Here is a 25,763-nt window from a genome sequence, read left to right on the forward strand (position 1 = left end):
ATCCAATGTTGGATTCACCCCGCTTTGTAGAGGGGCCGACCGAGGTGTCTGGTGAGGTGCATCGACCTGAGGGACCGAGTTGAATATGGATCCGGCACAGCCTTGAGCCTGATCCAATGTTGGATTCACCTCGCTTTGTAGAGGGGCCGACCGAGGTGTCTGGTGAAGTACATCGACCTGAGGGGCCGGGTTGGATATGGATCTGGCACAGCCTTGAGCCTGATCCAATATTGGATTCACCGTCTCTCTTTCAGGTCGGCGCAAGACCCAAGCATCCCCCAATCAGTCCCCTCTCCCTCCGGGAGAGGGCTAGGGTGAGGGGCTGTTGATCTTTGCTTTATTTCCCTGGAGTCAGGGTCAAGCGGGTCTTGCCATACACCCGATCAAAGTTTTGCGGCTGCATCGGCAGGCCGATGTACTGACCTTTCAGCCACGCATCGGTCCCGTTCAGGTAATTTGGACTCAGTGGATTGCCCGACTGCCCCGTAGCGTTCTGCGCCATCAGCGGCTCGCTCTGGCCGAAGTCGACGATAAAGCGCATCGACGGCGCGCGCGTGGTGACGAAGTCCTGGCCCCAGGCAAACGCCGAGCTGTTCAGCGTGGTGTGATCGCCACCGGCCGCCAGCGGCCCGCGTACAGTCTGACCGTTGCTGTTTTTCCACGCATAGCTGTGCAATTTGCCCCACTGCCAGGCGCGATGATCGCCGCCCAACTGGCTGTCGCCCGCTGTAATCGCTGCAGCGAGACTGCGGGCGAGAATCACCGCTTTGTCTTCCTTCTGCGGCGTGCGCAGGTCATCCCAGAACGGACTGTCCTCACGCCCCAAGAGATGATCGGCCTGCGCCGCGTAGGACAGATCGCCATTGGCGACAAAGGCCTTCCACGCCGGGCTCGACTCAGGACCCAGTTCATCGAGGAAGATCTGCTTCATGCTTTCCTGCAGAAACAGTTCGTAGATCGCCGCATCCGCCGAGGTCGGGCTGAGCTTGCCGTCGAACGCCATCAAACGGGTGAAGGCTTCGCGCGCCTTGCTGCGTTCGGCTTCCGGCAGGGCGTCGATCGCCTGTTTCAGCGGTTGCTTCATGCCCGGCGCTTCGAAGACTTTTTTCAGCTTGGCGGCGAAGGTGGTGGTCTGGTCGTACTGCATGGCGATCACGCTGCGGCTGTCGTGCTTGCCGCTGCCGGCCATTTCCGCCAGGCGTTCGCCGCGCTCCGGTGCCGCCCAGGATTTCGACAACTGCATGCCGTAGCCGTCGGGGATGACACGCTGGTTGGCGGTGCCGAGCCAGCCTTGTGCCGGGTCCTGATCGTAAGGGTGCAGCATCGGGTCGGCATAACCGTCCCAGTCATAGCGACCGTCCCAGCCCGGCGAGGGCAGCAGACCTTCGCCTTCGCGACGGTTGGGGAAGCGCCCGGTGACTTGCCAGCCGATATTGCTTGCGTCGGCGAATACCAGATTGAGGGTGATGGCGCGGATTTCGCGGCTGGCGTCCGAGGCGCGCTCGACGTTCTGCGCGCGGGTCAGATCGAAAAAGGCATCCAGGGTTTTGTCGTCGGTGAAGCTTGGCGTCTGCAGGGCGAGGCCGAAACCGCTGCCTTGCGCCGCTGCCTGGGCACTGTTGAGCAGCGCGCCGTGGCGGGTTTCGTAAACGGCTTCGCGAATCGGTCGCTGGCCTTTGACGAAGTAGGTCTCGTTGCGCACGCCCAACGGCTGCCATTTGCCGTTGACTTCGTAAGTGAGGCTGCTGCCCTGACGGCGGATTTTCTCGAGGAACAGGTCCTGGTTATCGCCGAGCACGCTGGTCATGCTCCACGCCACTTTGCCGTTGAAACCACCGAGCACCATCGGCAGACCGGCAACCGTGACCCCAGCCGCCTGATATTTCGGCGCGCGGATCTGCACGAAACTCCACAGCGACGGCGCGGCCAGCGGCCCGTGCGCATCGCTGGCCAGCAGGCTCTTGCCGCTGCGGCTGCGTTGCGGGGCAATCGCCCAGTTATTCGCAGTCGGCGTGGCGAGCAGGTTCAGCGCCGACAGTTGCTGGCTGGCGCTGCTCAGTTCGGTCAGCCCCGGAATCTGCCCGTTGAGCTTGAGGCCTTGCAGCTTGTCGGCTTCAGCCACTGGCAGGTTTTCATCAGGCGCCGACGGGCTCAGCCAGGCGAGTTTGTCAGTGGTCACGGTTTGCGCGAGCACCAGCGACTGGATTTCCTCCGGCAGGTTGGCCGACTGGCTGAAATTCAGCAGGGCAAAAATCAGCGCCGAATCTTCCGGTTTCCAGTATTCCGGCTTGTAACCGCTGGCGGCGAGATCGCCCGGCAACTTGTCGGCGTAGCGGAACAGGTAGGCGTTGACGCCCCGTGCATACACCTCGAAGAAGCGCTTGAGCCGTGGCGACGAGGCCTTGTACAGCTCGCCGGCGCTTTTCTTCAGATTGACCGCGCGCATGTAACGGTCGGCATCGAGCATCGACGCGCCGGACATTTCCGCCAACCGGCCCTGAGCCAACAGGCGCAGGGTGACCATCTGATTGATGCGGTCGCTGGCGTGGACGTAACCGAGGCTGAACAGCGCGTCATGGAAGCTGTTGCTTTCGATCAGCGGCATGCCCATCGCATTGCGCCGCACCGAAACGTTCTGCGCCAGGCCCTTGAGCGGTTGCACGCCGGAGGTCGGCGGCAGGCTGTCCTGGGCGTTCCAGGTCTGGCAGCCTGACAGGCCGAGGACACCGGCCACTGCTGCGGCAACGCCGAACCGGGGAAGAATAAGTGTAAGGGCTGGCGAGGCCATGGCGAAGCTCCTGCGGGGGTATAAGGCTGGGGGCGCAATAAAGCCGCTACGTTAGTGAGGGCGCGATGGCCGCGCAAGCAGGGCGAGTGGTTATTTATGCAGTTGTCGGCTGATCGGTCAGGGCTGTGGCGGTTGCTTGTGGGAAAGCGCTGATGTTGAACTACGGAACAAGTCCCGAGCCCTGTCAGGAGAAAGATCGCTATGGAGCTTCAGAGCAACGCTGCGCTGATCATCATCGACCAGCAGAAAGGCATTCTGCATCCGCGTCTGGGGCGGCGGAATAATCCTCAGGCCGAGGAAAGAATGCTTGAGCTACTGGCGCTGTGGCGGCGCAGCGGGCGCCCGGTGATTCACGTGCAGCATTTGTCGCGCTCGCCTGATTCGGTGTTCTGGCCCGGGCAGGACGGAGTGGAGTTTCAACCGCGCTTTGCGCCGCAGAAGGGTGAATGGCTGATCCAGAAACAGGTGCCGGATGCGTTTTGTGCCAGTGGGCTGGAGGCGCAGTTGCGTGAGGCTGGCATCGGGCAATTGATCATCGTTGGCGTGGCGACCAATAACTCGGTTGAGTCGACGGCGCGCACTGCGGGCAACCTGGGGTTCGACACATGGGTGGTAGAGGATGCGTGTTTTACCTTCGACAAGGCCGATTATTTCGGCACACCGCGTACCGCTGAAGAGGTGCACGGGATGTCGCTGGGCAATCTGCATGGGGAGTATGCGACGGTGGTCAATAGTGTGCAGGTTTTGGCGGCAGGCTGAAGTTTTGTAGTGGAGGCGCCGCCGCCTTCGCGAGCAGGCTCGCTCCCACAGTGACCATATTTCTTCAGATGAAACGCGATCCCTGTGGGAGCGAGCCTGCTCGCGAAAGCGGTGTGTCAGGCGAAGAAGACCTTCGCCAGTGACATCAAGCGCCGTGGCACTTCTTGAATTTCTTGCCGTTGCCGCATGGGCAAGGGTCGTTGCGGCCGACGTCTTTCAAGGCGTTGCGCACCGGTTCCTGGTGGGCGTGGCCGCAGTTCGGGCCGTGGACATGGCCATGGTCGTGATCGTGATGGTGGTCATGATCGTGGTTGCAGTCAGGGCCATGGACATGGGGTTGCTGGGTCATCGAGGTCACTCCGGAGTTAGATCGGCGGGGATTATCACGCCATTGCGCTCAAGGTGCACGTAGTGGGCGATGAATAAACCGGTTTCCATTTCCCCCTGCAATCGATAGGGAATCTGCTGATTCGGGTTTTTCAGCAGTTTCACCACCTGTTTCACCTTCGGCCACAGGTTGGTGCGGATCGGCACTTTGAAGTAAGCGCTGCGCTTTGGCCCGACGGTAAACCAGTGCTCGTGCTCGCCTTCGGTGAGCAGCATGTCGGCCAGGTGAATCCGGTATTCGAGGCCGCGCACGGTCAGGTCGCTGTCGTTGGGATTGTCGACGCGAAAGTGCAGGATGAATTTCTGCTCGAGCAGTTTGGCCCGCACCACCTCGACTTTCACCAGATGCACGGCGGGCTCGACGCTTTCGTCGCTGAACCACGAGGCACAGCCGCCGAGGTTGAGGATCAGCATCAACAGCAGAAAATGTAATGTGCGCCGACGACCGAGCATGAAATTGACTCCCTTTGTGCCCAGTCTAGACCTTAAAAGATTTCAGCCTTCGGCTAATCCCGTGTAGGAGCGGCCGAAGGCTCGGGCCGCGATCGGACGATCTTTTGATCTTCAGCTCAAGCGCCGAAATAACCCGAACAACACTTCTTGAACTTCTGCCCGCTGCCACACGGGCAGCCGTCATTGCGCCCTAGCTTCATCTGTACCGTCGGATCGATGAAGTACCAGCGCCCGCCGTTCTGCACAAACGAGGAGCGCTCGCGATGGCTGTGCTCGCCCTGGCTGTCATGCCAGCGCGCGGTGAAGGTCACAAAAGCGTGTTCCGGCTGGCCGCCGAACACTTCCGAGCTTTCAACCTCAAGGCCGAGCCAGGTGCTTTGCGCACTCCAGTCGCTGATCGATTGTCGATTCAATCCCGCCTGCTGCGCGGGCAGGGTAGTCGCCACCAGATAATCGACGAGCCCCAGCACATAAGCGCTGTAGCGCGAACGCATCAAGGCTTCGGCACACGGTGCCGGGTGGCCGTCGTGATAAGGGCCGCAGCAGGCATCCAGCAGATTGCCGCTGCCGCATGGGCAAATGGCTGTACTCATTGCATTACCACCAGTATTTCCCGAAGTTTTCCGGATTGGCCCAGAAGCGTGAATTGAGCCAGTCGGGGACTTGTTTGTAGTCAAGCAGATCGTAGGTGAACAGGGTCAGCACCTGCTCGTCGCGCTGGAAACGCTCGCTGGCCTGCAGGGCCAGCGAATAGAAATCGGTTTCCTGCCAGCCACTGGCCGCCAGATCCGCCAGCACCGCGATGCGACTGGCGTTGAGATTGCGGATGCCGCCCAAAAGATTCAGGCCGTCGCGCTTGGGCAAATGTTCCAGGCAATCGACTACCAGCGCCAGATCGAAGCGTTGCGCGGCCAGCTCAGCCGGCAGTGCGCCGGGTGCGGCATGGGCGACCACGGTGTCTGGATGCGCGTCCTTGAAAGCGCTCAAGGCGGGAAACTCGCTGGCGCCGATCAGCAGCAGACGGGCCGGGGCGTAGCGATCCAGCAAAGCGGCCAACGCCTGTTGTGGCGTGCGCGAAGAAATGGCGGCGTTCATCGAAGCTCCTCAGTCAGACCGCCAAGACTAGCCTGCCAGACCGCGTCGGCAAAGCGCCCGGTGGCAGCGGTTTTCGCCAAAAGAGGCAAACCCCTGTGAACACGGTCGCAAACAGCGGTGGCCTATTGCTGGCGGAGATTAAAACTCCGGTCTTTACTCCCTGAATCGGTTTTAAGCCGATCCCTCAGGAGAAAACTAGATGAGCATAGTTCGGACAGCATTACCCTTGGTTCTGCTAACCAGTGTGTTGACTGGTTGTGCAGGTTTGCAGAAAACCGACTGGCCGACCTGTGCGGCGGTCGGTGGTGTGGTCGGTGCCGGTCTCGGCGCGACCGAGAGCGCCTCGTGGGCGGGCGGCGGCGCACTGATCGTCGGTGGTATGGCGGCGGCCTATTGCTGGGTGCATGGTGATGGCGATGAAGACGGCGATGGCGTGCCGGACAGTCGTGACAAGTGCCCGGGTACGCCTAAAGGCGTGCAGGTCGATGCTGACGGTTGCCCGCCACCGACGCCTGCGCCAGTGGTCGAAGAAGCGGTTGTGGTCAAGGAAGAAACCATCGTCATTCGTGATGTGCATTTCGAATTCGACAAAGCCACGCTGACCGGCCCTGACAAGCAAGTGCTGGACAAGGTCGCCGATCGCCTGAAACAGGAATCCTCTACCGCGCAACTGACCGTGACCGGTCACACCGACAGTGTCGGCAGCGATGCCTACAACAAGAAACTGTCGGATCGTCGTGCGCACTCGGTGGTGGAATACCTGATCCAGCAGGGCGTGCCACGTGCCAGCTTCGTTTCGGTGTCGGGCCTTGGTGAAAGCCAGCCTGTGGCTGACAACAAGTCGGCTGATGGTCGTGCGCAGAACCGTCGCACCGAAATCAAAATCGTCCGCTAGCCCCTCTCGCATCCGCGGCTTGTGCAGTCGCGGATGCGGGTCTTTACTCCTGTGTAACCGGTATGGGCCGGTACACAGGAGCGTTCACAAATGCGTCTTTTCTCAAGGTCCGTCTTGCCGGTGCTGCTGCTAGGCAGCTTGCTCACCGGTTGTGCCACTCACAGCGATGGCACCGCCCCCCTCAATCAACGTACGTGGCCGATCTGCAGCCTGCTTGGCGGCCTGGTCGGCGGCGGTCTTGGCGCCATTGAAAGCGCCGGCTGGGCCGGTGGCGGCGCGGCATTGGGTATCGTCACCGGCGGGCTGATCTGTTACGCCCAGGATGGTGACGAGGACAGCGACGGCGTTTTCGACCGCCGCGACCGCTGCCCGGACACACCGGAAAATACCGAAGTCGATCACCGTGGCTGCCCGCTGCCGCAATATCCGGCGGCAGTCAAACCGGTCGAACCGGCGCCGCAAACCGAAGTGATCACCTTGAGCGATGCCGGCAACGTGCTGTTCGATTTCGACAAGTCCGATCTGACCCCGGCGGCCAAAGCCCAGCTCGACACCTTGATGGACAAACTGCGCAATGCCGATGTGGTCAGCATCAAAGTCATCGGGCACACCGACAGTAAAGGCTCCGACGCCTATAACCAGGCTTTGTCCGAACGGCGCGCGAGCAGTGTTGCAGCGTACTTGCTCAGTCAAGGCTTGACGCCGAACAAGCTCACCAGCGAGGGCCGTGGCGAGAGTGAGCCGGTCGCCGATAACGCCACCGATGAAGGCCGCGCGGAAAATCGCCGGGTCGAGCTGCATATCAATCGTTAGGAAAGGTCTGTAGTCCGCCGGCTAGAGCTGCCGGGTCGAAATCATCGGCCAGGCAGCCATTTACCCGGCGTTTGTAGAAATTTCATTTTTCCCTCTGGCTTATCCCCCGCAGAAGCCGGTACTGTGCGTGCAAAGAATAATTCGCAACACGGGGGAGCGTATGAAGGTGTTCTGGGGGCTGGGGCGTTTGCTGACCCTGCTGTTCTGCTGCGTGGTACTGGCCAATCAACTGGTGCCGTTTGTTCATCCGCTGCATCTGCTGGTCAATATGGCCGGCGCTCTGTTGTTGCTGATTCATCTACTCGAAGTGCTGCTGTGCAACCGCAGCCTCAAGGGCCGTCCGCACCCTTGGCGTGACCGTGGCCGCATCCTGTTGTTCGGCGTTTTCCACCTGCAAACCATCCCGGCCCCGGCCGCCCCGGAGGCTTCTTCCCATGCGTAAACTCTGCCTGCTCGCTGCATTCATCAGTCCACTGGCCTGCGCCCAGGTGGTCAACGTGCAAAGCAATTCTTTGATGCGCTTGCCCAACACCACCAGCACGCTGCAACTGGAGAAACTGGAAGTCGCCGATTACGGCACCTTGCTGATCCCGTCCAACGTGACTGAATTGAACATTGATGAACTGCGCCTGGGCCACGAAGCACGTATTGCTATCGTTCCGGCTGAACAGGCGCTGGAAGTGAAGGTCAAGCGCGCTGAATTGAGCGAGGGCAGCCAGATCACCGCGCGCGGCGCCCCCGGCACTTATGAAAAAGCAGCCCGGGCCGGGCGCAATCTGAATCTGCAATTCCAGGCCCTGAGCGCGCCGCAACTGACGGTCGATGCCCGTGGCGGCAGGGGCGCGCCGGGGTTCGTCGGCCTCGACGGCGGCAACGGTGAAGATCCGGGCTGCACCTATGGCTCGGCCGGCCACGGTGCCGATGGCAGTGACGGCAGCGATGGCCAGCCAGGCGCGCGGGGTGCGCTGGTACGCCTGGCCGTACCACGGGATTTCCCGGTCGAGCTGATCAAGGTCAACGTGGCTGGCGGTGCCGGCGGCCCGGCGGGTGTCGGTGGTAAAGCAGGGAAGGGCGGCAAATCCAAGGGCTGCCTGGTGTACCGCGCAGATGGCGGCAAGAACGGCAAGGCCGGCGCGGATGGCCAGCCGGGGCCGGAGGGAGCGGCGGGTTCGGTTACCGTGCAACGCCTCTAAAACTGCGACCCACTCTCTGATGAATAAAATGCTTTGGTGAGTGAAATTCTGTGGCGAGTGAAATTATGTGGCGAGGGGATTTATCCCCGCTGGGTCGCGAAGCGGCCCCGCTCTAAAAATCAAAAGCGGGACTGCTACGCAGCCCAGCGGGGATAAATCCCCTCGCCACAACTGTGTTCACAGCAGAACAAGAGTGCGATTCAGAGCATCGGCCGAGCCGCAGCCACGGCCACCAGCACCAACCCGACCAGCAGATTAAGCCCCACCACTCGGCGAATCCGCCCCAGCACTGCCGCACCCGCCGGCCAATCCTTCGCCTCAACCGCCTTGCGCAATTCCGGCAGCATCAGCCCCTGAATGCGGATGAACAGCGCCGTCATCACCACATACAAACCGATCATCACCTGCACATACTTCGGCGCGGTCTCGAAGCCGACCTGCTGTAGATGCAGCATGCCCACGCCGCTGATCGGCAACAGGATCACGGCGACCCAGACCCAACGGAAAAAACCTTGAAACACTTCCACCCACAGGGTCAGGCGAGCTGGGCCGTCCAGAGCCTTCACAGCCGCAGGGCGCAAGACCATCCAGGCGAAAAACATGCCGCCAACCCACACCAGCGCGGCGAGGACATGCAGGGGATAAACAAGGCTAAAAGGTGTCATTCGGGCACTCCGTTCTGCGCAGGATCGATTAGGCAGGTATGATAGCCGGCGAACCAAACTACTGAAAATTTATCCAGCGTTTCCAGCGCCCGACACTCAATGATCAGCACTGAACTCAAAACCACGATCCAGGGCGCCTATTCGCGTTTTCTAGAGGCCAAGAGCCTCAAGCCGCGTTACGGCCAGCGCCTGATGATCGCCGAAATCGCCAAGGTCCTCGGGGATATCGACACCGACGATGAAGGCCGGCGCAGTGGCGACCCCGCGATCGTCGCGGTGGAAGCCGGCACCGGTACCGGCAAGACGGTGGCCTACAGCCTGGCGGCGATTCCTACGGCGAAACTGGCCGGCAAGCGTCTGGTGATTGCCACCGCGACCGTCGCCCTGCAAGAGCAGATCGTCTACAAGGATCTGCCCGACCTGATGCGCAACAGCGGGCTGAATTTCAGTTTCGCCCTGGCCAAGGGCCGTGGCCGCTACATGTGCCTGTCCAAGCTCGACATGCTGTTGCAGGAAGGCCACGCGCAAACCGCCACCGCGCAGCTGTTCGAAGAAGAAGGCTTCAAGATCGAAGTCGACGAGGCCAGTCAGAAGCTGTTCACCAGCATGATCGAAAAGCTCGCCGGCAATAAGTGGGACGGCGATCGCGACAGCTGGCCGAACGCGCTGGAAGACGCCGACTGGGCGCGCCTGACCACCGATCACAGCCAGTGCACCAACCGTCATTGCCCGAACTTCGGCCAGTGCGCCTTCTACAAGGCTCGCGAGGGCATGGGCAAGGTTGACGTGATCGTCACCAACCACGACATGGTCCTGGCGGATCTGGCACTGGGCGGCGGCGCCGTGCTGCCCGATCCGCGCGACACCATTTACGTGTTCGACGAAGGTCACCATTTGCCGGACAAGGCCATCGGCCACTTCGCTCATTACACGCGCCTGCGCTCCACCGCCGACTGGCTGGAAACCACCGCCAAGAACCTGACCAAACTGCTGGCTCAGCATCCGTTGCCGGGTGATCTCGGCAAGCTGATCGAGCAGGTGCCCGAGCTGGCGCGGGAGATCAAGACCCAGCAGCAGTTCATGTTCACCGCGTGTGAGCAGATCGCCGATTTCAAACCCGGCGAAGACGTCGAAGGCCGAGAACGTCCGCGTCATCGCTTTGTCGGCGGGGTGATTCCCGAGGACATGCGCGAGATGGGCATCGAGCTGAAAAAAGGCTATTCGCGCCTTAACGATCTGTTCCAGCGCCTGACTGATCTGCTCAAGGAAGGCATGGATGGCGAGGTCAATATCGGCATCGCCAGCAATCAGGCCGAAGAGTGGTATCCGCTGTTCGGCAGCCTGTTGTCCCGCGCTTCCGGTAACTGGGAGTTGTGGACCGCGTTCACCGCCGAAGACCCGGAAGACAGCCCGCCCATGGCCCGCTGGCTGACCCTGGCCGAAAGCGGTTCGCTGTTCGACATCGAGGTCAACGCCAGCCCGATTCTGGCGGCGGAAACCTTGCGTCGCAGTTTGTGGAATGTCGCTTACGGCTGCCTGGTGACGTCGGCGACGCTGACGGCGCTGGGCACTTTCGACCGTTTCCGCATGCGCGCCGGTCTGCCGAAAAAAGCTGTCACGGCGGTGGTGCCGAGCCCGTTCCATCATGCCGATGCCGGCGTGCTGCGAGTGCCGGATCTGAAGGCCGACCCGCGCGATGCCGCCGCCCACACGGCGGCGATCATTCGCGAACTGCCGGATCTGGTCGAAGGGTCGCGCGGCACGCTGGTGTTGTTCTCCTCGCGCAAGCAAATGCAGGACGTGTTCGACGGTCTCGACCGCGACTGGCGCAAGCAAGTGTTCATTCAGGGCAACCTGTCGAAACAGGAAACGCTCAACAAGCACAAGGCGCGGGTCGATGGCGGTGATTCCAGCGTGCTGTTCGGGCTGGCCAGTTTTGCCGAGGGTGTCGATTTGCCGGGTGCCTACTGCGAGCACGTGGTGATCGCCAAGATTCCGTTCTCGGTGCCCGATGATCCGGTCGAGGCCGCGTTGTCGGAGTGGATCGAGGCGCGCGGCGGCAATCCGTTCATGGAAATCTCCGTGCCCGATGCCTCGCTGAAACTGGTTCAGGCCTGCGGGCGTCTGCTGCGCACCGAAGAAGACCGCGGCACCATCACCTTGCTCGACCGGCGTCTGGTCACCCAGCGCTACGGCAAGGCGATCCTCAATGCGTTGCCTCCTTTCCGTCGTGAAATATCCTGAGACACGGGTGGGCCGATTGGCCCGCCGCGTTGTCTATCTCTCTGCCACCGCTTTTCCACTGGCCTTGACTGGTCGTTAGGGAGAACTCCGTTCTTATGATCCGCCGTTCGTTGCCCGCTGTTTTCGCCATGATCTTTGCCGCGCCGTTGCTGGCCGCGCCCGCCGGTCAGCAGACGCTGTTCAACTTCGTACGCCCGGCCGACGTGGTCAAGGTCGCCACGGAAAACGCCGACCTGCCCCAGGCCAATGCCGAACAGACCGCGGAAGGCGAAGTGCTGCGCCGGGTGACGTTCAACCCGGTCGCCCGGCCGACCTTGCGCCTGACCCCACAGAGCGGCGCTTGGGACTGGTCGCAGTCCGGCATGATGACTCTGCGACTGCAGAGTGCGATGAACTGGGCGGTGACGGTTTATGTGCAGATCCAGAGCAACGATGGCCGCACTCTGGTCAGCCGCGTCGATCTGCCGGCCGGCCCCGCGCAGACCTTGCTGGTGCCGCTGGTGGCTTCGACGCCGCTGAGCCAGGGCATGAAAGCCGGGCCGCCGATGCCGATGACCGTCGATGGCCAACGCATCCTGCTGGCCAGTAGCACCGGCGAGATCGACCGCAGCCAAGTGGTCTCGGTGAGTCTGTCGATGGATCAGCCGAAAGTTGCGCAGAGCCTGTTGCTCGAGCGTTTCGGCGTGCAGGACGGCGAGTCGGTGACGCGCGCGGTGTACGGTAATCTGGTCGACGCATACGGGCAGTCAACCCGCAGTAAATGGCCGGAAAAAGTCAGCAGCGACGAGCAACTGAAAAGCGCCGCCAGCAAAGAGCAGCAACAGCTGAAAACATGGCTGGCCGAGCGTGAAAAGGCTTCGCTGGACAAGTTCGGCGGCTGGAACAAGGGCCCGGCGTTCAAGGCCAGCGGTTTCTTTCGCACGGAAAAACGTGACGGCCGCTGGTATCTGGTGACCCCTGAAGGCCACCCGTTCTATTCGCTGGGCGTCAACACCGTCAGCCCGCAGGTCAACCAGACCTACGTGGCTGGTCGTGAGTACATGTTCGAATCGTTGCCGAAGAACGACGACCCGCTGGCCGCGCATTTCGGCGAGGGCGACAACCGTGGCGGCAACGGTGCCGATCAGGGCCGTGGCTACGGCAACGGCCGCTGGTACGACTTCTATGGCGCCAATCTGCAACGCCTGTACGGCGAACCGTGCAAGGCGGACAGCGACAACAAGGCCGGGATTGCCGAAGCGGCGAAGGCGGGGGCGGCTGAAGCCGGCTCGGTGCAGGCTGCTGAAACTGCAGCGGTGCCTGCCGAGCCAAAATCCGGTATTGCCGAAGCGGCGCAGACCGATGCGGTGCAAGCGTCCAGCGCGCAAACCACTCCGTGCACAGCCGCAATTGATGAAGAACGCTGGACCCGGCATACCCTCGATCGGCTGCAAGCCTGGGGCTTCAACACGGTGGGCAACTGGAGCGCGCCGTCGCTGGCTGACGCTGAGCGCGTGCCGTACACCTTGCCGCTGTCGATCGTCGGCGATTACACCAGCATCAGCACCGGCAGCGATTGGTGGGGCGGCATGCCGGATCCGTTCGATCCGCGTTTCGCCATGGCCACCGAGCGCGCCGTGGCCATTGCCGCCCGCGATCACCGTGACGATCCGTGGCTGATCGGTTATTACGCCGACAACGAACTGGCCTGGGCTGGCCCTGGCGACGATCCGAAAGCTCGCTACGCGCTGGCCTACGGCACGTTGAAAATGACCACCGACGTGCCGGCCAAACGCGCCTTTCTCAAGCAATTGCGCGACAAGTACCGCAATCAGGCCGGACTGTCCAAGGCCTGGGGCATCGAGTTGCCGGCGTGGGAGTTGATGGAAGATCCGGGCTTCGTGCCGCCATTGCCGAACCCGGAGCATCCGGAGATCGAAGCGGATTTCAAATACTTCCAGAAGGTCTTCGCCGATACCTATTTCAAGACCATTTCCGATTCGCTGAAATGGCACGCGCCGAACCAGATGCTGCTTGGCGGCCGCTTCGCTATCAGTACGCCTGAAGCCGTGGCCTCCTGCGCGCAGTACTGCGATGTGTTGAGCTTCAACATGTACACGCTCAAGCCGCAGGACGGTTACGACTTCGCCGCGCTGGCGGGGTTGGACAAGCCGGTGCTGATCACCGAATTCAACTTCGGCTCGGCTGACCGAGGGCCGTTCTGGGGCGGCGTGACGCAATTGGCCAAGGAAGAAGATCGCGGGCCGGCTTATGCCAACTTCCTCAAACAGGCGCTGAGCGAACCGTCGATTGTCGGCGTGCACTGGTTCCAGTATCTCGACCAACCGGTGACCGGGCGTTTGCTCGACGGCGAGAACGGCCATTTCGGTCTGGTCGGGGTCACTGACCTGCCGTATCAGGGCTTTGTCGAGGCGGTGCGTAAAAGCAATCTGCAGGCGCTGGAGCAGTTGGGCAAGGAGGCGCAGAAAACCCCGGCGGCGGAAGTGGAAGGCGGGCGCAAGGCCGAGGCTGGCAAAGCTGCGGAGGCTGCACAGGCGGGTGGGCATTCGGGGAATGGTCACTAGGTTTCCGACCGCGTTATCGTTCTTGGCGAGCAGGCTCGCTCCCACAGGGGATCTGCGCTGCTGTTGAGATCCAGTGTGGGAGCGAGCCTGCTCGCGAAGGGATCAACACAAATTGCCGATCAACCGTCTGGCCCGCGCCTGTTCCCAAATCCCTCAAGGGCTGGAACAATGCGGGCCACTTTGTAGAGCGTTTTCGCGGGGGAGTTGCGGGTGCAGATTCAGGGACATTACGAGCTTCAATTCGAAGCGTTGCGCGAGGCTTTCGCCGCACTGTTCGACGATCCCCAGGAACGCGGCGCAGCCCTGTGCATCAAGGTCGGTGGAGAAACCGTCCTCGACCTCTGGTCCGGTACTGCCGACAAGGACGGCGCCGAGGCTTGGCACAGCGACACCATCGCCAACCTGTTCTCCTGCACCAAGACCTTCACCGCCGTTACCGCGCTGCAACTGGTGGCCGAAGGCAAGTTGCAACTCGACGCCCCGGTTGCCCGCTACTGGCCGGAATTCGCCGCCGCCGGCAAAGAATCCGTCACCCTGCGCCAATTGCTTTGCCATCAGGCCGGCTTGCCGGCGCTGCGCGAACTGCTCGCACCTGAAGCCCTTTACGACTGGCAAACCATGGTCGACGCCCTTGCGGCCGAAGCGCCATGGTGGACGCCGGGCACCGGTCACGGTTATGCCGCGATCACCTACGGTTGGCTGGTCGGCGAATTGCTGCGTCGCGCCGACGGTCGTGGGCCGGGCGAGTCGATCGTCGCTCGGATCGCCAAACCGTTGGGCCTGGATTTCCATGTGGGCCTGGCCGACGAAGAGTTTCATCGCGTGGCGCACATTGCCCGTGGCAAGGGCAACGCCGGCGACGCTGCGGCGCAGCGCCTGCTGCAAGTGACCATGCGCGAACCGACTGCCATGACCACCCGCGCCTTCACCAATCCGCCGTCAGTGCTGACCAGCACCAACAAGCCGGAATGGCGCCGCATGCAGCAGCCTGCGGCTAACGGCCACGGCAATGCGCGCAGCCTCGCCGGGTTTTACGCCGGCCTGCTCGACGGCAGCCTGCTCGAGAGCGAGATGCTCGAAGAGCTGACCCGTGAGCACAGTCTTGGCGATGACAAGACCTTGCTCACCCGCACCCGTTTCGGCCTCGGCTGCATGCTCGATCAACCGGACGTGCCCAACGCCACCTACGGCCTCGGCCCACGCGCGTTCGGCCATCCGGGAGCAGGCGGCTCGATCGGTTTTGCTGATCCTGAGCACGATGTGGCTTTCGGTTTCGTGACAAATACCCTGGGGCCTTACGTTTTGATGGATCCGCGCGCGCAAAAGCTGGCGCGGGTGCTTGCCACTTGTCTGTAAAGCTTCAACAGAGGTTCCAGGGTCGGAACCTCGAAGGGATTTTCGTTTCAAAACGGCTGTTTATCCGGGCGAAAGTGCTCTGATTTTTCATTACTTCATTTTGTGGATTTTCAATGTCATCTAAAAAGACCCTCGCCCTGGCCCTGTGTGTAGCGATCACCGGTTGCGCACAGACTCCGAAAAACGATGCAGATGGCGGCAGTTGGTGGCCATTCGGTTCTTCCGACAAAGTCGCGGCCAAAGATTCGACTTCGGCTCCAGCTCCTTTGAAACCTGCGGCGACCGCGCCAGTGGCCAAGGCTGAGAGCAGCAACCCGTGGTACTGGCCGTTCGGTTCCAGCGATGAAGCGGTCAAGGCTGATCTGAAAGCCGAGGTCAAACCTGAAGCCAAACCGGTCGAGGTGGCCAAAGCCGAGGCGCAGTCCAATGGCAAATGGTGGTGGCCGTTCGGCGGCAAGGACCAGCCAACCGCCAAAGCCGTGCCGATGCCGGATCCGAAGGTGACTCAGGCCTGGCTGGATGACTACGAGCCGCGTCTGCGTGAAGCGGTGAAGGACAGCAATCTGCAACTCGAGCGTCGCGACAATGTGCTGGTAGTGACGGCGCCGGTCGAAGGCTCGTTCAATCCAGACCGCCCGGCGATGCTGCTGCCGGTCACCCTTGGCCCGTTCACTCGCGTAGCGAAAATCCTTGAAGCCGACCCGAAAACCGCAGTTCTGGTGCTCGGTCACAGCGATACCAGCGGTGCTGCGCCGGCCAACGTCAAACTGAGCCAGGAGCGTGCGCAATCGGTGGCGGCGATCTTCCGCCTCAGCGGCTTGCAACGTGATCGCCTGATGCTGCGCGGCATGGGTTCCGAAGCGCCGCGTGCGGCCAACGACAGCGTTGAAGGCCGTGCCTTGAACCGTCGCGTCGAACTGCTGGTGACTCCGCAGAACACCATGGTTGCGCTGCTGAGCAAATACAACATGCCAGCACCGAAGCCTGTAACGATGGTCGCTGCGCAAGACGTCAAGCCAGTTGCCAAACCGGTTACCCCGGCGCCTGCGGCGAAAAAAGCCGCTGTGCCGGCGGCGAAAAAGGCGCCAGCCAAGAAAACCGCCGCCAAGGCTCCTGCGAAGAAGGCACCGGCCAAGGCTCCAGCGAAAAAAACTGCACCAGCCAAAGCCGCCGCGACCGACAAGAAAGTCGCCGCAGCCGACGCCGCCAAGAAGTGATCCGCTAACGAAAAGGAATCCGCCATGACCCAGGCTCTGGCCGATATGCGTCGCGACTACACCCGTGACGGTTTGACCGAGGCGCAAGCCCCGGCCGAGCCGTTTGCGCTGTTTCACCAGTGGTTCGCCGATGCGGTGAAAACCGAGCAGGCGCCGGTAGAAGCCAATGCCATGACCCTGGCCACGGTTGATGCCGACGGTCGTCCGCATTGCCGCATTTTGTTGCTCAAGGGCCTGGACGAGCAGGGCTTCACCTTCTTCACCAACTACGACAGCGCCAAGGGCCAGCATCTGGCGGCCAACCCGTTTGCCGCCATGACCTTCTTCTGGCCAACCCTGGAGCGCCAGGTGCGCATCGAGGGGCGGGTGGTCAAGGTCACGGCGCAAGAGTCCGACGCGTATTATCAGGTGCGTCCGCTGGGCAGCCGCCTCGGCGCTTGGGCCTCGCCGCAGAGCCGAGTCATCAACGGTCGTGGTGAGCTGGAGGATTTGCTCAAGGCCACCGAGCAACGCTTCAGCGACAGCCAGCCGCACTGCCCGGAACATTGGGGTGGTTACCGCTTGTTGCCCGAGCGCATCGAATTCTGGCAGGGCCGTCCGAGCCGCCTGCACGATCGCCTCAACTACCGCCTCCAGGGCACCGAGTGGATTCTGGAACGACTGGCACCCTGAGCAGTCTACCGAGCGAGATAAACGCGGATGGCGCAGGATCGCTGATTTGACGCTACCTTGAGTGGACGCTCGCGGGCATCTGTACCAGGCCTGAATGGAAGCCAATTTTATCCGGATGGTGTCGTGACAGGCGCCAGGCCACGGGGTTTAATGAACACATGTTCTTTTGGAGTTGATGCTATGCGTAAGTCTGTTCTGCTGGTTGCTTCTTTTTCGACGATGGCGATGTTGCTGACCGGCTGCCAATCGAGCCTCACCGGCGACTCCTACTCCCGTGACGAAGCGCGTCGTGTGCAGACGATTCGCATGGGCACCATCGAATCCCTGCGCCCGGTAAAAATCGAAGGCACCAAGACCCCGATCGGCGGCGCAGCAGGCGCAGTGGTCGGCGGCGTCGGCGGTAGCGCCATCGGCGGCGGCAAGGGCAGCATTGTTGCTGCGGTCATCGGTGCAGTGGCTGGCGGCCTGCTAGGCTCGGCCACCGAAGAAGGCCTGACCCGCACCCAGGGCGTGGAAATCACCGTCCGCGAAGACGACGGCAGCATGCGCGCCTATGTGCAGCAGGTTCAGGAGAATGAAGTATTCCGCGTTGGCGAGCGGGTACGGATCTCCACCGTTGGCGGAACCAGCCGCGTTTCGCACTAAGCGGGAAGCTGGGTAAAAGAAAACCCCGATCAGGTGACTGGTCGGGGTTTTTCTTTGTTTGTGAATTGCTCATTCAGTATGTGGAGCAGGTGCCCATGAAGTATTCGAGGCCCTTTGGAAAACTGACGTTGAGCAGGGTTTCCAATGCGGTTACCTGATCCTGAGTCAACAACAGCTCGCCGGGTTCCACCTCATCCAAGGGCTTGGATTCAATGAGCTGGGCCACTTTTTCATTCATCTCGCTGCCTGTGATATCCAGCTCGAATTGCAAGGAGTCATCTTGGACTTCGTCAGGGAAGAATCCGGTAATCGAAAGAAAGCGCATGAAGAACTCATCCCGGTTATTTAACTGTAATCAAACGAAATCTGGTAGTCGCAGGTATTCAGAGTGATTTGATGTTGAAAGTACGGCTGAATGCTAGCTACCCACTTTTCGATGACGTTGAAGCCGCCATTATTGATGCTGCCTTCCACCGGAATACTCAGAGCATTCAAAACTGATTCATCGTCCCCCAGATCTTTTGACGATTCCTCGCCCTGAATTTGTAGGGTTGCTGTGTCGTACCACTCCAGCCTCAATACCAGACCCATTTCTTCCTCGCAGATACTTTGATGTTGCTTTTATTTTTTGTTCTTCACATTGCTCGCTTACGGCTAATCGGGGCCGTTACATGTCAGCTGAAAGTAATAGCGTGAATCTGCGATTGATATCTGCATCAGTTTTTCAAAGGCTTGAACTTGATTCTGATTCAAATCGTAGCCTTCCCACCCTTGCTGCTTGGTCGTCCAACCCATAATCGACTTAATGTGCTCCGCATACTCTTTGGGTATTTCGGTTACCGATACTTGGTAATCAGTCTGCTTATCAAAAGCTTCTATCAAAAATCTCAAGGCTCAACGCTCCGTTTTTTTCCTTTCTTCGAGTTTTTATTCTTTTTTGTAGACGTGGGCTCACCAGTCGCTGGATCGAATTCCCCGATGTGGTTTCCCCGAGGATCATATTTTTCAATCGTTCCGTGCATGGAGTCCCATTCAAGAATATGCCCTTTGGCGGTTTTCCATCTTTTGCGTTTTGAACCACCGCCTTGGACTACTGTTTTACGGCCGACGATTCTGGCATCGGGAAAAGCTGGCAGTATGTCAGGCGGCGGATGATATTCGTGATCACCAGCGCGAGTACTGATGACGATGTAGACCGGTTTAATACTAGATCCGGCCGGAAACACCAAAATAAAGTCTTTGTACTCCGGCGGATAAACCGGATTCACCAATATTCCGTCCGCCGCCTTCGTCGGTGGATACACCCAGATATGCGGTGTCTGCGGTGCGGCCTCCAGCGCTGGAATGCCTAGAATGTCCGAGCCATCCACCGCCGGGGTCCAGAGCAGTTCGACGCCTTCACCCAGATCCGCAACGAACCGGTCGCCGCGCGCAGTGAATTGCACGACATCAACCATTTCCCAACCGCGGTTCTTACCGGTGTAGAAACCGTAACCCTTGAGGCTGCCATCGGCCTGTTGCTCGACGCGCAGGCGTACGCGGGTTCGAGCTTGTTTGAGCGTGTTCAGTTGCTCGTCGGTATAGAGCGCGCTGTCGCCCAGGCTTGACGGCATCAGCAGCGCAACGAGGCCCACCAAAGACGCAGCGGCTGCGCTTGATGCGAGCGCTGGCAGCGCTTCAAAAGCCGAACCTGCCAGGGCCAGACTGCCGAACCCGACCGGGATGGCGTTGGCGCTGATTTTCTTGAGAGGAATGCCGCCGCTTTCGTCGACTTCGCGCGCGCCGAGCAGAATCAGCTCGCCGTAATCCTTCAGGCTGTCGGTCGGCACCATGCCGGAGGGATTGCTGTAATCGATAATCGCATCCGGCAGCTTGCAGGACTTGGCGAATACACAGCCGGCACGCACGGCTTCAGGTTTTTTCGCCGCCACTTCACGGCTGTGCTCGAAAGCCTCCTGCCGCGCCAGCATCGCGTCGTAAGCGTTTTGCCCGGCTTCGCGCTCGGCCAGTTCTGCCGCCGTCATATACCGCCAGGTAACGTGATGTCCGTCGCCCTGCGGTGGGTTTTGCACCCGGGGAATGTCCTTGTTCCGCGCCACTGATCGTCCCTTCCTTCACCATCGACAGCCCCTGAGAAGGGGCCGCACGACGTTATCGAAGCGGGGAAAGTGTGGCTGTAGGACGGGTCGCTAATGACGTGGGGATTGTTCGCTGCGTAACTGTCAGGCGAGGAATCAGTGGCGAGGGCCAAGCTCCCTCGCCACAGAGGTTATTGCCGTTGTGAATTCTTGCGACTCGCCGCCGCCGTCACCGCATAACCGATCACCGCCGCGAGGATCGAGCCGGTGAGGATGCCCATGCGATCCATGCCGGCGTAATCACTCACGCCCGGTTCGAAGGCCAGCGAGCCGACGAACAGGCTCATGGTGAAGCCGATGCCGCAGAGGATCGCGACGCCGAGGACCTGGCCCCAGTTGGCGCCTTGGGGCAGGGCGGCGATACCGATCTTGACCGCCAGCCAGGTCAGGCCGAACACGCCGATGGTCTTGCCCAGCAGCAGGCCGATGGCGATGCCCATCGGTACGTCGTGGGTGAAGCTTTCGACGGTGACGCCGCTCAGCGACAGGCCGGCGTTGGCGAAGGCGAACAGCGGCAGGATGCCGTAGGCGACCCAAGGGTGCAGCGCGTGTTCGAGGGTCAGCAGCGGCGACGACTCGGCGTTTTTCGTGCGCAGGGGAATGCAGAAAGCCAGGGTCACGCCGGCCAGTGTCGCGTGGACACCGCTCTTGAGTACGCAGACCCAGAGGATCAGGCCGATGATCATGTACGGGCCGAGCTTGACCACGCCGAGCCGGTTCATCGCCACCAGCGCGGCAATGCAAGCAGCCGCCAGGCCAAGGGACAGGGTCGAGAGTTCGCCGGAATAGAAGATTGCGATGATGACGATAGCGCCGAGGTCATCGATGATCGCCAGGGTCATCAGGAACAGTTTCAGCGACACCGGCACGCGCTTGCCGAGCAGCGCCAGTACGCCGAGGGCGAAGGCGATATCGGTGGCGGTCGGAATGGCCCAGCCACTCAGGGCGGCGGGGTTGTCGCGATTGAGGAACCAGTAGATCAGCGCCGGCACCAGCATGCCGCCGATCGCCGCTGCGCCGGGCAGGACGATTTGCGAAGGCTTGGACAGCTGGCCGTCGAGCACTTCGCGTTTCACTTCCAGGCCGATGAGCAGGAAGAACATCGCCATCAGGCCGTCGTTAATCCACAGCAGCAGGGGTTTGGCGATTTTCAACGCGCCGATCTGCGCCACCACAGGAGTGTCGAGCAGGCCGGTGTACAGCCACGACAGCGGTGAGTTGTTGATGATCAGCGCGAGAACGGCTGCGGCGATCAAAAGCAGACCGCTGGCGGCTTCCAACTGGAAGAAACGCGTGAAAGTGCTACGCAGAGGCAAGGTCGCTCTCCATGGAATCGTGAAAAAGATGGGCTACCCTAACCCGTACCGTTAGTTGTTAAAATAAAAGTTATATTCTTTTTTGTTATATGTCGTTACAGACTGTCTGGTACGGGCAGCACTGAGCCTAGCAGTTGCCTGACACATTGAGACTCAGCTGTATCTTTGCCGCCTGCGGGATTTTTCCTAAGCTTGCGGCAGACCTTTTTCAGAAGACCGATCTTCTGGCTGATTCAACGAGAACCGAAACCATGAGCGACAACCGACAGTGGGCCCGTGAAGCCATCCGCATCATCGAGGCGGACTTCCAGCGCAGCGCCGACACCCACCTGATCCCTTTGCCGCTGCCCGGTTTTGCCGGCATCGAGTTGTATTTCAAGGACGAATCCAGCCACCCGACCGGCAGCCTCAAGCACCGCTTGGCCCGCTCGCTGTTCCTTTACGCGCTGTGTAACGGCTGGCTGAAACCCGGCGCGCCGGTGATCGAAGCGTCCAGCGGCTCGACGGCGATTTCCGAAGCGTATTTCGCGCGCATGCTCGGTTTGCCGTTTATCGCGGTGATGCCGGCGACCACCTCGAAAGAGAAGATTGCCCAGATTGCCTTCTACGGCGGCCAGAGCCATCTGGTGCAGGATCCGACGCAGATCTATGCCGAATCCGAGCGCCTGGCCCGCGAGCATGGCGGTCACTTCATCGATCAGTTCACTTACGCTGAACGCGCCACCGACTGGCGAGCGAACAACAACATCGCCGAGTCGATCTTCCAGCAGATGCGCTACGAAAAACACCCTGAGCCGACCTGGCTGATTTCCAGCCCCGGCACCGGCGGCACCACCGCGACCCTCGGCCGTTACGTGCGCTATCGCCAGCACTGCACCCGCGTGTTGTGTGCCGATGCCGAGCGTTCGGTGTTCTTCGATTTTTACCAGACCGGAGATGCCAGCCTGCGCCTGGATTGCGGTTCACGCATAGAAGGCATTGGCCGGCCTCGGGTGGAAGCGTCGTTCCTGCCCAAGGTGATTGATGCGATGGTCAAGGTGCCGGACGCCCTGTCCCTGGCGGCCATGCATTATCTGGCGCAGCGTTTGGGGCGGCATGTCGGCGGGTCGAGCGGGACCAATCTGATCGGTGCGCTGATGGCGGCGCAGCAGATGAAAGCGGCGGGGCAGTCGGGGTCGATCGTGGCGATCCTGTGCGATGGCGGCGAGCGATATGCCGACACCTATTACGATCAGGATTGGCTGACGGCGCAGGGGTATGCACTGGGTGATTTGATTGCAGCGGCGGCGGCAAGTGCCGAGCGCGGGGAGGCGCTGCCGACCTCGGTGCTGCGCGCGAATATCTAAAGCCAAATGCAGAAACTACTGCGGGAGCGAGCCTGCTCGCGAAGGCGAAGTCACATTCAACAACTTCGTTGAATGACAGGCCGCTTTCGCGAGCAGGCTCGCTCCCACAGGGTTTTGCGTTGTTGCGAACTTAGCGGATCAGGCGTCGAGGCCGAGGATGTCTCGAGCCACTGCCTCGGCAATGCGAATCCCGTCGACACCCGCCGAGAGAATTCCGCCGGCATAGCCCGCGCCTTCACCGGCCGGGAACAGGCCTTTGACGTTCATGCTCTGCAGCGACTCGTTGCGGGTGATGCGCAGCGGCGATGAAGTGCGGGTCTCGATTCCGGTCAGCACGGCGTCGTGCAGGGAATAACCGCGAATCTGCTTCTCGAACGCCGGCAAGGCTTCACGGATCGCCTCAATGGCAAAATCCGGCAATGCCAAGGCCAGATCGCCCAAGGCCACGCCCGGCTTGTACGACGGCTCGACTTCGCCCAGCTCGGTCGACGGCTTGCCGTTGATGAAGTCGCCAACCAGTTGCGCCGGGGCCTTGTAGTCGCTGCCGCCAAGGATGAACGCGTGAGATTCCAAGCGCTCCTGCAACTCGATACCGGCGAGCGGGCCGCCCGGATAATCGACTTCCGGGGTGATGCCGACGACGATGCCGGAGTTGGCATTACGCTCGTTACGCGAGTACTGGCTCATGCCATTGGTGACCACGCGATTGGGCTCGGAGGTGGCCGCGACCACGGTGCCGCCCGGGCACATGCAGAAGCTGTAGACCGAACGCCCGTTCTTGGCGTGGTGCACCAGTTTGTAATCGGCAGCGCCAAGTTTCGGGTGGCCAGCGTATTTGCCCAGGCGCGCGCGGTCGATCAGCGACTGCGGATGTTCGATGCGGAAACCCACCGAGAATGGCTTGGCTTCCATGAACACGCCACGGCTGTGGAGCATGCGGAAGGTGTCGCGGGCGCTGTGGCCGAGGGCCAGAACTACGTGTCTGGAGTGCAGGGTTTCGCCGCTGGCCAGTTGCACGCCGACCAGTTGGCCATCTTCGATCAGCACGTCGCTGACGCGCTCCTGGAAGCGCACTTCACCGCCCAGTTCGCGGATCTGCTCGCGCATGTTTTCGACCATACCGGTCAGGCGGAACGTACCGATGTGCGGCTTGCTGACGTAGAGGATTTCTTCCGGCGCGCCGGCCTTGACGAACTCGTGCAGGACTTTACGACCGAGGAATTTCGGGTCCTTGATCTGGCTGTACAGCTTGCCGTCGGAGAACGTCCCCGCGCCGCCTTCGCCAAACTGTACGTTGGACTCGGGATTGAGCACGCTTTTGCGCCACAGGCCCCAAGTGTCCTTGGTGCGCTGACGGACTTCGGTGCCGCGTTCGAGAATGATCGGTTTGAAGCCCATTTGTGCCAGCAGCAGACCGGCGAAGATGCCGCACGGGCCGAAACCGACGACGATCGGCCGTTGGCCGAGATCGCTCGGTGCCTGGCCGACGAATTTGTAGCTGACATCCGGCGCCACGTTGACGTTACGGTCGTCGGCGAACTTGCCCAACACTCTGGCCTCGTCGCGTACGTTGAGGTCGATGGTGTAGATGAAGCACAGTTCTGAGGACTTTTTGCGCGCGTCATAGCTGCGCTTGAACAAGGTGAAATCGAGCAGATCATCACTGGCGATGCCCAGGCGTTGCACGATAGCAACGCGCAGGTCTTCTTCGGGATGGTCGATTGGCAGCTTGAGTTCAGTGATTCGTAACATGGCGGGGATCCGGATTCGCGGGGCGCACAACTGCGCCAGGGCGTTTGAAGGCGGCGATTATAAGCCGCCGCGAGCGGATCCGTGGGGGAAAAACGATCAGTCGTTGCGTGCGCCGCCGAAATAGCCGCAGCCGCGCTGCACCTGACCGTCGATGCGCAACTCGGCGCTCATGTGCTGCACGCTGCCGGTGCTGCTGTCGACGCAGCGCTGTGGCGCGACCCACAATTCGATGCGCTGGTTGTTGGCTTCGCTGCTGAGATTGAAGCGGCCGTCGCCCAGTTGCTCTTCCACATACGGCACGGCGAGTGGAGCCTGGCCGTCGCGCTCGATGACCATGCCTTTGCCGCTGATCTTGACGTTCCACTCCGGGCCATGGCCGGCGGCGCGCAGGATCAGCAGTTTGAAATTCGGATCGTCGCAGGCCGTGCCCGAGCGCTCGACGCGATACAACTGGCCGAGGTCGAGACGGTCGCCGGAGACCTTGCCGCGCACATCGGCAAACAGCTTGCCCTGCTCGTCGGCAAGGGTGGCGGCCTCTTGCAGGACGCTGGTGCCGCCGATGTCGTTGACCACCAGTTGCCGCTGATCCTGGCACGGCTGGAACATCAGTTTGCCGTCGGCGGCGGTCAGTTGCCCCTGCATCCGCGTCTGCCCGGCATGGGACACACTTTCACGCTGGCCGTCGAACAACTGGCAGGCGGCAAACATCGGCAGCAGGGCAACGAGGACAAACGAACGGGCAACACGCATCTTTGGCTCTCCAGACAAGTGCTGCCACGTTACGCAGCCTGACCGTTCATCACAAGGGCCTTAACCCACGTGAAACGTCTGGCCGGACTGCAAGCCCTCGACACTTTTCGCGTAGGCCAACGCCACGTCCGCCGCAGGCACGGGCTTGTAACCACGGAAGTACGGCGCATAGCTGCCCATCGCTTCCAGCAGCACGGTCGGGCTCACCGAATTCACCCGCAGGCCACGCGGCAGTTCGATGGCGGCGGCGCGGACGAAGCTGTCGAGGGCGCCGTTAACCAGCGCTGCCGAGGCGCCGCTGCGAATCGGGTCGTGGCTGAGCACGCCGGTGGTGAAGGTGAACGAGGCGCCGTCATTGGCGAACTCGCGACCGATCAGCAGCAGGTTGACCTGGCCCATCAGCTTGTCTTTCAGGCCGAGGGCGAAGCTGTCCCCAGTCATCTCGTCCAGCGCTGCGAAGGTCACGTTGCCCGCCGCGCAGATCAGCGCATCGAACTTGCCGGTCTGCTCGAACAGCTTGCGGATCGACGCGCTGTCGCTGATATCCACTTGCAAGTCACCGCTGTTGCGGCCGATACGAATGACCTCGTGGCGTTGCGACAATTCTTTGTCCACCGCCGAACCGATGGTGCCGCCGGCGCCTATCAACAGAATTTTCATCGAGCTGTACCCCATGTGTGTGAATGAGGTTTCAGTCTAGAGTGGTTTTTTCTGC

General features: G+C 61.2%; 26 protein-coding genes. 12 read left to right on the forward strand and 14 right to left on the reverse strand.

The window, feature by feature from the left end; genetic code table 11:
* Positions 1 to 337: 337 nt before the first annotated feature.
* Positions 338 to 2,788, reverse strand: coding sequence for a penicillin acylase family protein (locus tag HU724_RS06865; protein ID WP_186568197.1), 2,451 nt, complete (start codon positions 2,786 to 2,788; stop codon positions 338 to 340).
* Positions 2,789 to 2,989: 201 nt separating this feature from the next.
* Between HU724_RS06865 and HU724_RS06870 the strand changes: the two genes are divergently transcribed.
* Positions 2,990 to 3,547, forward strand: coding sequence for a cysteine hydrolase family protein (locus HU724_RS06870; RefSeq protein WP_186568199.1), 558 nt, complete (start codon positions 2,990 to 2,992; stop codon positions 3,545 to 3,547).
* Between the two features lie 145 nt (positions 3,548 to 3,692).
* Here the strand turns inward: HU724_RS06870 and HU724_RS06875 are convergent, their stop codons facing one another.
* The 4 genes from HU724_RS06875 to HU724_RS06890 all read right to left on the reverse strand — a co-directional run bounded on the left by HU724_RS06875 (position 3,693) and on the right by HU724_RS06890 (position 5,482).
* Positions 3,693 to 3,896, reverse strand: a complete 204-nt coding sequence (locus HU724_RS06875; RefSeq protein ID WP_003198420.1) for an SEC-C metal-binding domain-containing protein — start codon at positions 3,894 to 3,896, stop codon at positions 3,693 to 3,695.
* Between the two features lie 5 nt (positions 3,897 to 3,901).
* On the reverse strand, positions 3,902 to 4,387 hold the full coding sequence (locus HU724_RS06880; protein WP_133335093.1) for an LEA/WHy family protein: 486 nt from the start codon (positions 4,385 to 4,387) through the stop codon (positions 3,902 to 3,904).
* 116 nt (positions 4,388 to 4,503) lie between these two features.
* The gene (locus tag HU724_RS06885) at positions 4,504 to 4,980 is read right to left on the reverse strand and encodes a YchJ family protein (RefSeq protein WP_071174594.1); all 477 of its coding nucleotides are present in this window, start codon (positions 4,978 to 4,980) and stop codon (positions 4,504 to 4,506) included.
* A gap of 4 nt (positions 4,981 to 4,984) precedes the next feature.
* A complete protein-coding gene (locus tag HU724_RS06890; RefSeq protein WP_039762620.1) occupies positions 4,985 to 5,482 on the reverse strand; it encodes a DUF6231 family protein in 498 nt (165 codons plus the stop codon).
* A 199-nt stretch (positions 5,483 to 5,681) separates the two neighbouring features.
* On the opposite strand from HU724_RS06890, the gene HU724_RS06895 reads away from it, so the two are divergent.
* The 4 genes from HU724_RS06895 (at position 5,682) to HU724_RS06910 (ending at position 8,383) form a co-directional block, all read left to right on the forward strand.
* Complete coding sequence (locus HU724_RS06895) at positions 5,682 to 6,377, forward strand: PA1041 family peptidoglycan-binding anchor lipoprotein (protein WP_041478049.1); 696 nt, start codon at positions 5,682 to 5,684, stop codon at positions 6,375 to 6,377.
* Between the two features lie 90 nt (positions 6,378 to 6,467).
* On the forward strand, positions 6,468 to 7,190 hold the full coding sequence (locus HU724_RS06900; protein ID WP_186568200.1) for a PA1041 family peptidoglycan-binding anchor lipoprotein: 723 nt from the start codon (positions 6,468 to 6,470) through the stop codon (positions 7,188 to 7,190).
* Between the two features lie 160 nt (positions 7,191 to 7,350).
* Complete coding sequence (locus tag HU724_RS06905; protein WP_186568202.1) at positions 7,351 to 7,632, forward strand: DUF1145 domain-containing protein; 282 nt, start codon at positions 7,351 to 7,353, stop codon at positions 7,630 to 7,632.
* Positions 7,625 to 8,383 carry a collagen-like protein gene (locus tag HU724_RS06910; protein ID WP_186568204.1) on the forward strand — a complete coding sequence of 253 codons (759 nt, stop codon included), beginning with the start codon at positions 7,625 to 7,627 and terminating at the stop codon, positions 8,381 to 8,383. The genes HU724_RS06905 and HU724_RS06910 overlap by 8 nt, the downstream gene beginning before the upstream one ends.
* Positions 8,384 to 8,583: 200 nt before the next feature.
* Here HU724_RS06910 and HU724_RS06915 read toward each other — a convergent pair whose 3' ends face one another.
* Positions 8,584 to 9,048, reverse strand: coding sequence for a CopD family protein (locus tag HU724_RS06915; protein ID WP_016771373.1), 465 nt, complete (start codon positions 9,046 to 9,048; stop codon positions 8,584 to 8,586).
* A gap of 99 nt (positions 9,049 to 9,147) precedes the next feature.
* On the opposite strand from HU724_RS06915, the gene dinG reads away from it, so the two are divergent.
* From dinG to HU724_RS06945, 6 genes are all read left to right on the forward strand, one after another.
* Positions 9,148 to 11,292, forward strand: coding sequence for an ATP-dependent DNA helicase DinG (gene dinG, locus HU724_RS06920; RefSeq protein WP_024011911.1), 2,145 nt, complete (start codon positions 9,148 to 9,150; stop codon positions 11,290 to 11,292).
* A 95-nt stretch (positions 11,293 to 11,387) separates the two neighbouring features.
* Entirely contained in the window at positions 11,388 to 13,856 is a 2,469-nt protein-coding gene (locus HU724_RS06925; RefSeq protein WP_186568207.1) for a beta-galactosidase, read from the forward strand.
* Between the two features lie 210 nt (positions 13,857 to 14,066).
* Positions 14,067 to 15,212, forward strand: a complete 1,146-nt coding sequence (locus HU724_RS06930) for a serine hydrolase domain-containing protein (protein WP_186568209.1) — start codon at positions 14,067 to 14,069, stop codon at positions 15,210 to 15,212.
* Positions 15,213 to 15,325: 113 nt separating this feature from the next.
* Positions 15,326 to 16,429, forward strand: coding sequence for an OmpA family protein (locus HU724_RS06935; RefSeq protein ID WP_186568211.1), 1,104 nt, complete (start codon positions 15,326 to 15,328; stop codon positions 16,427 to 16,429).
* Positions 16,430 to 16,453: 24 nt separating this feature from the next.
* Positions 16,454 to 17,101 carry a pyridoxamine 5'-phosphate oxidase gene (pdxH, locus tag HU724_RS06940; protein ID WP_130902007.1) on the forward strand — a complete coding sequence of 216 codons (648 nt, stop codon included), beginning with the start codon at positions 16,454 to 16,456 and terminating at the stop codon, positions 17,099 to 17,101.
* A gap of 180 nt (positions 17,102 to 17,281) precedes the next feature.
* Positions 17,282 to 17,746: an outer membrane lipoprotein gene (locus HU724_RS06945; protein ID WP_016771369.1), complete on the forward strand. Its 465-nt coding sequence runs from the start codon at positions 17,282 to 17,284 to the stop codon at positions 17,744 to 17,746.
* Positions 17,747 to 17,819: 73 nt separating this feature from the next.
* On the opposite strand, the gene HU724_RS06950 is transcribed toward HU724_RS06945, so the two are convergent.
* The 5 genes from HU724_RS06950 to nhaA all read right to left on the reverse strand — a co-directional run bounded on the left by HU724_RS06950 (position 17,820) and on the right by nhaA (position 21,200).
* The gene (locus HU724_RS06950; protein ID WP_186568213.1) at positions 17,820 to 18,071 is read right to left on the reverse strand and encodes a pyocin S6 family toxin immunity protein; all 252 of its coding nucleotides are present in this window, start codon (positions 18,069 to 18,071) and stop codon (positions 17,820 to 17,822) included.
* Positions 18,072 to 18,091: 20 nt separating this feature from the next.
* A complete protein-coding gene (locus tag HU724_RS06955) occupies positions 18,092 to 18,337 on the reverse strand; it encodes a colicin E3-like toxin immunity protein (RefSeq protein ID WP_186568215.1) in 246 nt (81 codons plus the stop codon).
* Positions 18,338 to 18,400: 63 nt separating this feature from the next.
* Positions 18,401 to 18,637: a DUF7683 domain-containing protein gene (locus HU724_RS27925; protein ID WP_437180348.1), complete on the reverse strand. Its 237-nt coding sequence runs from the start codon at positions 18,635 to 18,637 to the stop codon at positions 18,401 to 18,403.
* A complete protein-coding gene (locus HU724_RS06960) occupies positions 18,634 to 19,845 on the reverse strand; it encodes an S-type pyocin domain-containing protein (RefSeq protein WP_186568217.1) in 1,212 nt (403 codons plus the stop codon). The genes HU724_RS27925 and HU724_RS06960 overlap by 4 nt, the downstream gene beginning before the upstream one ends.
* A gap of 170 nt (positions 19,846 to 20,015) precedes the next feature.
* Complete coding sequence (nhaA, locus tag HU724_RS06965; protein WP_186568219.1) at positions 20,016 to 21,200, reverse strand: Na+/H+ antiporter NhaA; 1,185 nt, start codon at positions 21,198 to 21,200, stop codon at positions 20,016 to 20,018.
* Between the two features lie 251 nt (positions 21,201 to 21,451).
* Between nhaA and HU724_RS06970 the strand changes: the two genes are divergently transcribed.
* Positions 21,452 to 22,546, forward strand: a complete 1,095-nt coding sequence (locus HU724_RS06970; RefSeq protein WP_186568221.1) for a PLP-dependent cysteine synthase family protein — start codon at positions 21,452 to 21,454, stop codon at positions 22,544 to 22,546.
* Between the two features lie 138 nt (positions 22,547 to 22,684).
* Here the strand turns inward: HU724_RS06970 and HU724_RS06975 are convergent, their stop codons facing one another.
* The 3 genes from HU724_RS06975 to HU724_RS06985 form a co-directional block, all read right to left on the reverse strand.
* Positions 22,685 to 24,298 (reverse strand): NAD(P)/FAD-dependent oxidoreductase, encoded by a 1,614-nt coding sequence (locus tag HU724_RS06975; protein WP_186568223.1) that lies wholly within the window; start codon positions 24,296 to 24,298, stop codon positions 22,685 to 22,687.
* Between the two features lie 96 nt (positions 24,299 to 24,394).
* Positions 24,395 to 25,048: a COG3650 family protein gene (locus HU724_RS06980; RefSeq protein ID WP_186568225.1), complete on the reverse strand. Its 654-nt coding sequence runs from the start codon at positions 25,046 to 25,048 to the stop codon at positions 24,395 to 24,397.
* A gap of 60 nt (positions 25,049 to 25,108) precedes the next feature.
* Entirely contained in the window at positions 25,109 to 25,708 is a 600-nt protein-coding gene (locus HU724_RS06985; RefSeq protein WP_186568227.1) for a short chain dehydrogenase, read from the reverse strand.
* Positions 25,709 to 25,763: the final 55 nt, after the last annotated feature.

Source organism: Pseudomonas iranensis, assembly GCF_014268585.2.
Lineage (GTDB): Bacteria > Pseudomonadota > Gammaproteobacteria > Pseudomonadales > Pseudomonadaceae > Aquipseudomonas > Aquipseudomonas iranensis.